The organism is Pseudorhodoplanes sp. (genome assembly GCF_035565855.1).
Lineage (GTDB): Bacteria > Pseudomonadota > Alphaproteobacteria > Rhizobiales > Xanthobacteraceae > Pseudorhodoplanes.
In genome coordinates, this window is sequence record NZ_DATMRX010000048.1 from 1 (window position 1) to 11,561 (window position 11,561).

Genomic DNA, 11,561 nt, shown 5'->3' on the forward strand with positions numbered 1-11,561 from the left:
CCCAGCGCGATGGCGCGCGAGACCGCGGAAATCCCCGCGGCAACCGAGCGGCTGCTCGCGCAGGACCGGCTGTTTTCAACGATCGTCCAACGGATCGGGCAAACCAAACCGCGGGTCGTCGTATTCTGCGGCCGCGGCAGCTCAAGCCATGTCGGCGTCTATCTGCGCTACCTGTTCGAAGCGCGGCTCGGGATCCTTGGGTCGGCCGCCGCGCCGTCGATTGTCACGGCCTATCACAGCCCGCCGGATCTGCGCGGTGCATTGTGGATCGTGATCTCGCAATCCGGGCAAAGTCCGGATTTGGTGGCGGCGACACAAATGGCGCGGCAGGCCGGCGCTCTGACGCTCGCAATCGTCAACGACGAGGGTTCGCCCACTGCTGCGGCCTCCGAACTGGTGCTGCCGATCGGCGCCGGCGCCGAACGATCCGTGGCCGCGACGAAAACAGTCGTGCTGTCGATGATCGCCGGAGCCCGGCTGGTCACGGAAATGTCCGGCGATCCGGAATTCAAACGCGCGCTGGAGTCCTTGCCTTCGCGGATGACCGCCGCACTCGCATGCGACTGGTCTGCATGGTCGAAGAGCGTCGCGGGCGCGCCAGCCGCGTTCGTTGTGGGGCGCGGCTACGGACTCGGACCAGCGCGGGAAATCGCGCTCAAGCTGGCGGAGTCGCTCCTCGTTCCGGCTCTCGGTTACAGCGCGGCCGAGCTGCGGCACGGGCCTCGCGCATCTGTCAACGCCGCGACCCCTGTCCTGTTGATTCGCCAAGCGGATGCTGCCGCTGCCACTGTGGATGCGTTGGCAGATGATCTCAGGCCTGGAAGCGATCTGATATTCACCGCCGGGGGCGATGCCGGCACGCTGCCCTGGATCGGCGACGCTCATCCCGTCGTCGATCCGGTCCTGATGCTGCTTCCGGCTTACCGCGCCATTGAATTTGCAGCATGCCTGCGGGGCTTTGACCCCGACGCTCCGCCTCATCTGAGCAAGGTCACATATACGCTGTGAAGGAAAGCTGAGTTTCCCCGGTCTCTGCTTATCCGCAGCGTCGCCGCATATTCAACCCGGCGCATCAGCGAGCCACTTCGGTCGTACGGCGGAGGAACGCATAGGGCTCACTTCTACATTGGCGATGTCGCGGCGATCCCCAGGCTAAACGCGGCACGATGGGGGAGCTGAGCAATGTCGGCATGGCTTTTTGCAATGCACCACATCCAGTGCATTGACGCGGTGACCGGATGAGTATCAGCTAGCCCGTCACGAATTGCATCGTACCTGACGATAGTCGTGTGGAAGGATAAGTGATGGACGCTCGTCTCGACGACGACGCCGGCTACGTCTCCACGGGCCATCTTCCATCTCCTGAGGATGTGCAGCGCCTCGTCCGCGATGCCTACGATCGTTTCAAGTCAAACGACGAAGGCGAAAACTCACAGGTCTATCCGGCACTGGCGCGCGTGCCGCGCGATCTCTTCGGCATCTGTGTCGTCGGTACGAACGGCAATGTTTTCGCCGTCGGCGAGACCGATCATGAATTCTCGATCATGAGCGTGTCGAAGCCGTTCATCTTCGCACTGATTTGTCAGCTGATCGGTCACGACGAAGCCCGCGCGAAGCTCGGCGCGAATGCGACCGGCTATGCCTTCAACTCGGTCGCCGGCATCGAGCGGATGCCGGACGGGCGGACCAACCCGATGGTCAATGCCGGCGCGATCGCCACCACGAGTCTCGTGCCGGGCAAGACTGTGGCCGACAAATGGACGTTTATCCACGACGGTTTGTCGGCCTTTGCCGGGCGCAAGCTTCCGATGAACGAGGAGGTCCTCAAATCCGCGCAGGAGACCAATTTCCGCAATCGCAGCATCGCGCAGTTTCTCCTCAGCGTGAACCGCATGTATTGCGAACCGATGGAGGCGGTGGACCTCTATACGCGGCAGTGCTCGCTCAATGTCAGCGCCAAGGATCTTGCCGTCATGGGTGCGACGCTCGCCGATGGCGGGGTCAATCCGATCACGAAAGAGCGTGTCGTCGATCCGGCGGTGTGCCATTACGCGCTTGCCGTGATGACGACCGCCGGACTTTACGAGACATCCGGTGACTGGCTTTACGACATCGGGCTGCCCGGCAAGAGCGGCATTGGCGGCGGTATCGTCACCGTCTCGCCCGGCAAGGGCGGACTGGGCACCTTTGCGCCGCCGCTGGACGCAGCTGGAAACAGCGTCAAGGGGCAACTCGTCGCGAAATACCTGTCCCAGCGGCTTGGCATGGATCTCTTCGTCTCTAAGCCGGAAATCTGATCGTCGTTGCGAAGTGCGTTTGACGCCATGAAGCTCAAAGTCCCGAGGAGGGATTAATGACGACCATAGCGGCGCCTGCCAATCACGCGGAAACGCAAGAATCGTGGGTGCCGATGATCGCCATCGCGCTCGGACAGATGATCATGTCCTTCAACGTGGCTTCACTGCCGGTCGCGTTGAGCGGCATGGTGAAAAGCTTCAACGTTCCGCCGACCACCGTCGCAACCGGCATCGTGGCCTATTCAATGCTGGTCGCCGGTTTCGTCATGCTGGGCGCAAAACTGGTCCAGCGATTTGGTGCTGCACGCGTCTTCCGGGTTGCCGTCATTGTGTTCTGCGCCGGTCAGGCGTTGATGACGTTCAGCCCGACGGCCACACTGATGATCACCGCCCAGGCCGCTATTGGAGCCGCCGCATCCGTGATCGTGCCTGCGCTGGTGGCCCTCATCGCCGAAAATTACAGCGGACGCCAGCAGGCGACGGCGGTTGGCGCGCTCGGTTCCGCGCGCGCTTTGGCCGGTGTTCTCGCCTTCGTCATCGGCGGGGTCCTCGGGACGTTCATCGGATGGCGCCCGGCCTTCGGCATTTTGATAGCCGTTTCGGCCATCGTTTTCCTCCTCAGCTTCCGTCTCAAGACGACCGACGGCAGGCCGGACGTGAAGATCGATATGGTCGGTGTTGTCCTCGCGGCAGCGGCAATCATTCTCATCAGCTTCGGCTTCAACAACCTGAACCGGTGGGGGCTCGGCATTGCGACCGCCCATGCACCATTCAATCTTCTCGGCCTGTCTCCTGCACCGATTTTCATCGTCGTCGGAATCGTGCTCGGCCAGGCCTTCCTCATGTGGACGCACAGACGCCAGGAGGCTGGAAAGACGCCGCTGCTCGCGCTCGACGTAATCGATTCACCAAAGGAACGCGCAGCCGTCTATGCCCTGTTCGTCGTCGTTGCGCTGGAAGCGGCGCTCAATTTCACCGTGCCTCTATATATTCAGATCGTGCAGGGCCAGTCGCCGATCGCCACCGCGGTTGCCATGATGCCATTCAACCTGACGGTGTTCTTCACCGCCATGCTCGTCGTCAGACTCTATTCGACGCTCACGCCGCAGCGGATCGGCATTTATGGCTTCATACTTTGTACGCTGGGACTGCTGTGGCTCGCCTTCGTCGTGCGCAATGACTGGAGCGCAGTGCCAGTTCTGTTTGGACTGGTCACCTTCGGTATCGGTCAAGGCGCGTTAGTCACGTTGTTGTTCAACGTACTCGTCACCGCTTCACCAAAGGAATTGGCAGGCGACGTCGGCTCGCTTCGCGGCACCACGCAAAATCTTGCCGCCGCTGTCGGAACTGCTGTCGCTGGCGCCTTGGCGGTCGGGCTGCTGACCACCATCATGCTTGGCAACATCGCGGCAGCGCCGAAGCTGACGCCAGAGCTTCAGGCACAGGTCGATCTCGACAGCATCAACTTCATCAGCAACGACCGGCTACAGACCGTCCTCGCCGGCACGTCCGCGTCTCCGGCGCAGGTCGCAGAGGCCGTGCGCGTCAACACGGAATCACGCCTGCGCGCGCTGAAGATTGCGCTGCTCATTCTCGCAGGGCTGGCAATGCTTGCGATCATCCCGGCCAGCCGCCTGCCGAACTATATTCCGGGCGAGATTCCGGACCCGTCGCAAGGGACTGGACGGAAGACCTAGAGGATCGTCGCCAAATTCCGCTGCCGGCCACCTGCCAGGCTGGCTCGCGTTCAAATTTTAAAGCCGGGTTGTTACAGCGCGGCTAAATCTCAGCTTTGCCGTTTCCGAGCCGGGTGCAGGTCATCGGGGCCGCATGACCGCCCGCGACTTTGCCGCGCGAATGGTGCCCTTTTTGACCATCAAGAAAAGCCTGAAGCGCGGAAATCGCGATGGATTGCCCGTATTCGCGCGGATGGCATAGCCTCGGACCCCAAGGATAGTTCATAATTCATCCCAACGATCTGCCGGCTTTGGACTCCCAAAGTTGCGCAGGAAGTGGATATTTGTGCGCGCACACCATTGGAGCGTCCGATCATGAGCAAAACGGTCAAGTCGAGTGCGAACCAGAGCGGCCTGTCACGCCGGGGGCTGCTGGCGGGCGCCAGCGTCGCGGCGATGAGCGTTGCGATGCCCGGGGTGCTGCGCGCGCAGGCTCAGCCGGTCAAGATCGGCGTCCTTCACCCCGTCACCGGCCCCCTCGCCTATGAAGGCGAGCAGTCCCGGCGCGGGGCCCTGCTCGCGATCGAGGAGATCAACGCAGCGGGTGGCATCAAGTCCCTGGGCGGCGCCAAGATCGAGGCGATCCTCGCCGATGCGCAGTCGAAGCCCGAGGTTGGCGCGGCCGAGGTCGACCGTCTGGCCGAGGCCGGCGTGGTGGCGGTCCAGGGCCCCTATGCCTCCGGCATCGCGCTCGCCACCACCCAGGCCGCGGCCAAGCACAATCTGCCGCATCTCGTCGACGTCGGCGTGGTCGATGCCATCGTCACGCGCGGCCTGCCGACCACTTTCCGCTTCGCGCCGGGCTTCGGCAAGGTCACGTCGTTCGCGCTGGACGCTCTGCAGAAGATCAATCAGGCCGCGGGCAGCCCGGCCAAGACGGTCGTCATCGTGCATGAGGACGGCGCCTTCGGCTCGGGCATGGCGAAGCTTCTGAACGAGCGGCTGCCGGGCCTTGGCTTCCAGGTGATCCAGACCCTGAGCCATCCCACCCCGCAACGCGACTTCACCAACATCGCCCTGCAAATCCGGCAGGCGAACCCGGACCTGATCATCCCGTCCAACTACAAGAACGACTTCATCCTGATGTCGCGCACGCTGCAGCAGCAGCGCGTCAAGCCGAAGGTCGCGACCTACGCCCTTCTTGGCGGCGCGGCGTCGAATATCGGCTTCGCCAAGCAATATCCGGAAGCCGCCGAATACATCATGGATTGCAATCACTGGTACAATCCGACCAAGCCGCTGTCGCAGGCTTTCGCCAAGAAAGTCGCGGAGAAGGGATGGGATCTGACCTACGAGGTCATGCTCAACTACTCCTGCATGCGCCTTCTGGCCGACGCGCTGGAGCGCGCAGGCGCGCCTGATCGTGCCAAGGTCCTCGAGGCGCTCGCCTCATCGACCTACAGCGATCACATCATGCCTTATGGGCCGACCAAGTTCGAAAAAGGCCAGAACATCGGCGCGCAACCGGCGAATACGCAGATCCTCAAGAGCAATGTCGAGGTGATCTATCCGCAGGAATTCGCGTCGGCCAAAGCGGTGTATCCGCGTCCGTGAGACGACGCGTTGCACTGATACGGCGGCAGGGCTGCTGACATGCTCAATGTCGGGCTGCTGCTGCCAGCCGTTATAAATGGAGTGACGATGGGGGCGGTCTATGCCCTCATCGCGCTCGGTTTGACGCTGATCTACGGCGTACTTCACATCATAAATTTCGCGCATGGCAGCCTGCTGATGCTGGCGCTGTACGCGGCGTTCTTCCTCTATGCGCTCGGCGGCGTTGATCCTTATGTTGCGATCTTCGTGTTGATGCCGGCCTTCTTCGCACTGGGCTACGTGCTGCAGCGCTTTGTCATCCATCCGGCCAGCCACGGCCGCGACGAGAATATCCTGCTCGTGACGCTCGGACTTGCCATCATCATCGACAATCTGGCCCTGTGGCTCTGGACCTCCACAACGCGCACCATCGACACCAAATATTCCTTCGAGGTCGTAGACCTCGGCGTGGCGCTGATCCCATTGCCCAAGGCGATCGCGTTTTTCGGTGCGCTCGTGCTCGCCGCAATCCTGTGGTGGCTGATCGCCTGGACCGATCTCGGCAAGGCGATCCGCGCCGTGGCCCGCGAACGCGAGGGCGCGCGGCTTGTCGGCATTCGCGTCGAGCACATCTATGCGATGACCTTCGGCCTCGGCACCGCGGTGGTCGCGGCGGCGGCCTGCCTTCTCCTGCCCGCCTTCTATGTGACCCCGCAGGTTGGCTACGCTTTCGTATTGGTCGCGTTCACCACGGTGGTGCTCGGCGGCATGGGCAGCTTTACCGGCGCGCTGGTCGCGGGATTGCTGCTCGGCGTGGTCGAAGCCTTGTGCGGCCTCTATTTCGGTGAAAGCCTCGGACAGATCGGGATCTTCGTGATCTTCATCCTTGTTCTGTTGTTTCGCCCGACCGGTCTGTTCGGAGCGCGCGCATGAGCGCCCGCGTCGCCGGCGTTATTCTGCTCGCCGCACTCCTTTGCGTACCCTTCGCCGTACGCTCGGAGTTCTGGCTGTCGTTCTGGTTGCTCGTCCTGATGTTCGCGTTCCTCGGTCAATCGTGGAACGTGCTCGGCGGCTATGGCGGCCAGTTCTCGTTCGGCCACGCGCTGTTCTTCGGGATCGGCGCCTATGGCACCGCCGTCTTGCAGGTCCGGCACGGCATCAATGCCTATGTCGCAGGTGCAATGGCGGTCGCGATCGGCGCCCTCATGGGTGGCATCATCGGTCTTCTGGTCTTCCGTTATCGGCTGCGCGGCGCTTATTTCGCGCTCGTGACCCTCGCTTTCGCCGAAGTTGCGCGCATCCTCGTTGCCTCGTTCCAATATACGGGCAGCGGCTTCGGCATACTCATCCCGCTGTCGCGGAGCGTGGAGAATTTCCAGTTTGCCGACCGGCGCGTCTTCTACCTGCTCGCCTGGGTTCTGGTCGTGATCGGAAGCCTGATCGCGATCTGGCTCGAGAATTCGCGCTTCGGCGCGCAGCTGATGGCGGTGCGCGAGAACGAGGATGCGGCGCAGGCGCTCGGCATCAACATCGTCCGCACCAAGGTGCTGGCGATCGCGCTGTCCGGCGGCATGGCGGCGACTGTCGGGGTGTTCTATGTGCAGAACTACCTGTTCGTGGACAGCCACATCGCCTTCGGCCCGGCCATGTCGATCGAGGCGCTGCTGGTCTGTCTCGTTGGCGGCCTCGGATCGGTATTCGGCCCCCTGTTCGGCTCGGTGGTGCTGCACGCCATCGGCGAAGCGGCGAAACAGGCGACCGGAAACGCGCCGGGCCTCAACCTTGTGCTCTACGGCATCATCCTGATTGTCGCGCTGCGCTTCCTGCCGAACGGCATCGCCGGCCTGTTTGCGAGGCGGACTCGCCCCAAGCGGGAAGCGGCCAATGCTTGAGGTTCGCGATCTCGGCAAGCGCTTCGGCGGCATCGCGGCGGTGGACGGCACCTCGCTCGATGTGGCGCAGGGCGAGATCGTCGCCCTGATCGGACCGAACGGCGCCGGCAAGACCACGTTGTTTGCGGCGATCACCGGATTCGTGCCGCCCGATACTGGCCACGTCCGCTTTCTCGGCGAGACCATCACAGGCCTTCCGCCCCATGCCATCTGCGCGCGCGGCATGGTGCGCACCTTCCAGATCGTGCAGCCGTTCGGTGCGCTCACCGTGCGCGAAAACATCGCGGTCGGCGCGCACCTGCACCACCCGCGCCGAACAGAGGCACTCGCCAGGGCCGAGCAGGTCGCGGCGCAGGTCGGCCTCGACAAGCGGCTCGACCAGCCTGCATCGACACTCACGGTCGCAGGCCGCAAGCGCCTCGAGCTTGCGCGGGCACTCGCCACCGAGCCGAAGCTGCTCCTGCTCGACGAGGTGATGGCCGGCCTGAACCCGACCGAGATTTCGGAGATCGTGCCCGTAGTTCGCGCCATCCGCGACAGCGGCGTCACTGTGATGCTGATCGAGCATGTGATGCAGGCAGTGGTAAGCCTGTCCGACCGCGCCTATGTGCTCAACAACGGACGGATCATCGCCTCTGGCACAACGGCCGAAGTTGCGAGCGACCCGAACGTGATCGAAGCCTATCTCGGACACGGCGCCGCCGAGCGCGTGAAAACCCAGTTGCAGGCCGGCCATGCTTCTTGAGGTCCAAAACCTCGACGCGGGTTACGGCGCGGTCCCGGTGCTGCGCGGCGTCTCGATGCAAGTCGCGCCGGGTGAAGTGATCGCCGTGCTCGGCTCGAACGGGGCAGGCAAAACGACGCTCAACCGCGTGTTGAGCGGGCTGATGCCGCCCTGGGCCGGGTCGGTTCGCTTCGAGGACACCGACGTCACCGGCCGCGATGCATCGCTGATGGTGGAAGCCGGCCTCGTGCATGTCCCCGAAGGCCGCCGCGTGTTCCCGAACCTCAGCGTGCGCGAAAACCTCGAACTCGGCAGTTACCGCCGGGCGCGCGCCAACCGGGCTCGCAATTTCGATCGTGTCGTCAGCATTTTCCCGCGTCTCAAGGAGCGCCTGGCGCAGGCCGCCGGGACCCTGTCGGGCGGCGAACAGCAAATGCTCGCGATCGGCCGCGGATTGATGGCCGAACCCAAGCTCCTCATTCTCGATGAGCCCTCGCTCGGCCTCTCCCCGCTCCTCGTCGAGGAAATGTTCAGCCTGATCGAGCGCATCCGCGACGAAGGTCCTGGCATCCTCCTGGTTGAGCAAAATGTCGTACAATCGCTCGCGATCGCCTCGCGCGCCTATATGCTTGAAAACGGCAACATCGTGCTGGAAGGTCCGGCCGCCGTGTTGCGCGACGATCCGCAATTGAAGAAAGCCTATCTCGGTCTTTGATATGACGAGCCTGCGCGCCCGCTTGAAAATACCCGGCCTGGTCGTCGCGCCCGGCTGCTACGACGCGCTCTCCGCGCTCCTGATCGAGCGCGCCGGCTTCGAGGCAGCCTATGTGTCCGGCGCGTCCATCGCCTATACACGGCTCGGCCGGCCCGATATCGGGCTCGTTTCCTTCAGCGAACTCACCGACATCGTGAGTGCGATCAGCGAACGGGTCTCGATCCCTCTGATCGTGGACATGGATACCGGCTTCGGCAACGCACTGAATGTGCAGCGGAGCGTGAAGCTCCTGGCGCAGGCCGGCGCCTCGGCGCTGCAGCTCGAAGACCAGGTGACACCGAAACGCTGTGGCCACCTTACCGGAAAAGAGCTGATCTCCACCGCCGAGATGTGCGGGAAGATCAGGGCAGCCCTCGATGCGCGGCCGAGCGACGAGGTGCTGCTGATCGCGCGCACCGATGCGATCGCAGTCGAAGGTTTCGACGCCGCGATCGCCCGCGCAGAAAGCTATCTCTCGGCCGGCGCGGATGTGCTGTTCATCGAGGCGCCGCAGACGCTCGAGCAGCTCGCCGCCATTGGCGAGCGCTTTCGCGGCCGCGCGCCGCTCCTCGCCAACATGGTCGAAGGCGGCAAGACCCCGCTGCGGGATGCGGGCGAACTCGAAAGGCTCGGCTTCTCCATTGCGATCTTCCCAGGTGGCACGGTGCGCGCCCTCGCCCATCACCTGTCCGATTATTTCGCGAGCCTGAAGGCGCACGGCACCACCGCCCCGTTCCGCGACCGCATGCTCGACTTCAAAGGCATCAACGACATCGTGGGCACGGAGGCGATGCTCGAAACCGGAAAACGCTATGAGTAGTCTCGATCCGGTCACGCTGGCCGTCCTCAAGGGCCGCCTCGAACAGATCGCCGACGAAATGGACGCGACGCTGTTCCGCACGGCCTTCAATCCGATCATCGCGGAGGCGCGCGACGCCAGCCACGGGCTGTATCACGCGCAGACCGGCGAGACGCTGGTGCAGGGCAAGGCCGGCTTGCCGATCTTCGTCGGCGCGATGGCGTTTGCCGTCAAAGCCGTGATCGAAAAGTCCGCAAAACAGGGCGACCTCGCCGACGGCGACGTCTATATCTTCAACGACCCTTACGACGGCGGCACGCATCTCTCCGACTTCAAGCTGGTGCGGCCCTTTTTCCGCAGCGGGCGCGTGTTCTGCTGGCTCGCCTCGGTCGGCCACTGGCACGATGTCGGCGGCAACGTGCCGGGAAATTACAATCCCGTTGCCACCGAATGCTTCCAGGAAGGCATGCTGATCCCGCCGGTGAAGCTATTCGCCAGGGGCGAATTGCGGTCCGATGTGATCGACATCGTGTCCGCGAATTCGCGCCTGCCCAACAGCGCGTATGGCGATCTCAACGGCCAGATCAACGCGCTGGACCTCGGCGTCCGCCGCCTGTCGGCGCTGCTCGACGAATTCGGCGACGATACGGTCGCAGCCGCCATGACCGAGCTGCGGGACCGCGCGGCGCAGCTGATGCGGGCCAATATCGCCGAGCTGAAGGATGGCACCTATTCCGCCGACGACTATCTCGACAATGACGGCATCCGCGACGAGCCGCTGAAGATCGCGCTCGACCTGCGCATCGAAGGCGACTCGATGACCTTCGATTTCTCGCGCTGCTCGCCGGCATGCGCGGGCCCGGTCAACATCTCGCGCTCGACCACCATTGCCGCCTGCTATGTCGCGCTGAAGCACGTGTTCCGCGACGTCCCGGCCAATGCCGGCGTGCTCGATCCGATCCGCTTCATCATTCCCGAAGGATCGATCCTTGCCGCAACGCGGCCGAAGCCAGTCGGCGGCTATACCGAAACCATCCTGCGGATGATCGACACCGTGTTTGTCGCGCTGTCGCAAGCCTGCCCGGACCGCATCAATGGTTGCGCCTATGGCACGATCAACGCGCTCTCGCTTGCTGGTCACCGCAAGGACGGCCGGCGCTGGGTGATGTTCTCGTTCTTCGGCGGCGGACACGGCGGCCATCCCGAGGGCGACGGGCTTAATCACGGCAATGCGCCGATCTCGACCGCGACCATCCCGCCGGTCGAAATCCTCGAAGCGGCCTATCCCGTCATGTTCACGCGCTGGGCGCTGCGCCCGGACAGCGGCGGGGCGGGACGCCATCGCGGCGGCCTCGGGGCGATCTACGAGATCGAGCTGCTCGAGGAGCAGGCCGACGTGTTCCTGTTCGGCGAGCGCGGCCGCTTCGCGCCGCCGGGTGTCCTTGGCGGCGAGCCTGCTGCACTCAACCGCTTCAGCGTGATCCGCAAGGACGGCATGGTCGAGACTCCGCCGATGGCCTCGAAATGGGTCGGCATCAAGCTCGCAAAGAATGAGCGCGTGCGGCTGGAGACACCGGGCGGCGGCGGCTTCGGAAAGGCGAAGGAGCGCCCCGAGGCCTTGATCGCACACGACATCGAGAATGGATACGTGACGCGCGAGGCCGCGCGTCGCGCCTACGGCAAGACGGACGCAGCATGACACGGCGTCTTGTGATCGGCGTGGACGTCGGCGGCACGTTCACCGACCTGTTCTTTCTCGACGAAGAAAGCGGCAAGTCGTGGATCGCCAAGGTGCCGTCCACGCGCGGGCGCGAGGCCGCCGGCTT

Annotated in this window: 11 protein-coding genes; all 11 read left to right on the forward strand. The window is 63.8% G+C overall.

The window, feature by feature from the left end; all coding sequences use genetic code 11:
* Positions 1-9 precede the first annotated feature (9 nt).
* Positions 10-1,008: an SIS domain-containing protein gene (locus VN004_RS02795; protein ID WP_414710220.1), complete on the forward strand. Its 999-nt coding sequence runs from the start codon at positions 10-12 to the stop codon at positions 1,006-1,008.
* 296 nt (positions 1,009-1,304) lie between these two features.
* Entirely contained in the window at positions 1,305-2,297 is a 993-nt protein-coding gene (gene glsA, locus VN004_RS02800; RefSeq protein ID WP_325606793.1) for a glutaminase A, read from the forward strand.
* Between the two features lie 56 nt (positions 2,298-2,353).
* Positions 2,354-3,994 carry an MFS transporter gene (locus VN004_RS02805; RefSeq protein ID WP_325606795.1) on the forward strand — a complete coding sequence of 547 codons (1,641 nt, stop codon included), beginning with the start codon at positions 2,354-2,356 and terminating at the stop codon, positions 3,992-3,994.
* Between the two features lie 354 nt (positions 3,995-4,348).
* Positions 4,349-5,587, forward strand: coding sequence for an ABC transporter substrate-binding protein (locus VN004_RS02810; RefSeq protein WP_325606796.1), 1,239 nt, complete (start codon positions 4,349-4,351; stop codon positions 5,585-5,587).
* 39 nt (positions 5,588-5,626) lie between these two features.
* On the forward strand, positions 5,627-6,499 hold the full coding sequence (locus tag VN004_RS02815; protein ID WP_325606798.1) for a branched-chain amino acid ABC transporter permease: 873 nt from the start codon (positions 5,627-5,629) through the stop codon (positions 6,497-6,499).
* Entirely contained in the window at positions 6,496-7,458 is a 963-nt protein-coding gene (locus VN004_RS02820; RefSeq protein ID WP_325606800.1) for a branched-chain amino acid ABC transporter permease, read from the forward strand. Before VN004_RS02815 ends, VN004_RS02820 begins: the two co-directional genes overlap by 4 nt.
* Positions 7,451-8,203 carry an ABC transporter ATP-binding protein gene (locus VN004_RS02825; protein WP_325606802.1) on the forward strand — a complete coding sequence of 251 codons (753 nt, stop codon included), beginning with the start codon at positions 7,451-7,453 and terminating at the stop codon, positions 8,201-8,203. The genes VN004_RS02820 and VN004_RS02825 overlap by 8 nt, the downstream gene beginning before the upstream one ends.
* Entirely contained in the window at positions 8,193-8,897 is a 705-nt protein-coding gene (locus VN004_RS02830) for an ABC transporter ATP-binding protein (RefSeq protein WP_325606803.1), read from the forward strand. Before VN004_RS02825 ends, VN004_RS02830 begins: the two co-directional genes overlap by 11 nt.
* A 1-nt stretch (position 8,898) precedes the next feature.
* Positions 8,899-9,756 carry an oxaloacetate decarboxylase gene (locus VN004_RS02835; RefSeq protein WP_325606805.1) on the forward strand — a complete coding sequence of 286 codons (858 nt, stop codon included), beginning with the start codon at positions 8,899-8,901 and terminating at the stop codon, positions 9,754-9,756.
* Positions 9,749-11,434, forward strand: a complete 1,686-nt coding sequence (locus VN004_RS02840) for a hydantoinase B/oxoprolinase family protein (RefSeq protein ID WP_325606807.1) — start codon at positions 9,749-9,751, stop codon at positions 11,432-11,434. Before VN004_RS02835 ends, VN004_RS02840 begins: the two co-directional genes overlap by 8 nt.
* Positions 11,431-11,561 (forward strand): hydantoinase/oxoprolinase N-terminal domain-containing protein (locus VN004_RS02845; protein ID WP_325606809.1); only part of this gene is annotated, 131 nt, incomplete at its 3' end. The genes VN004_RS02840 and VN004_RS02845, both read left to right, overlap by 4 nt.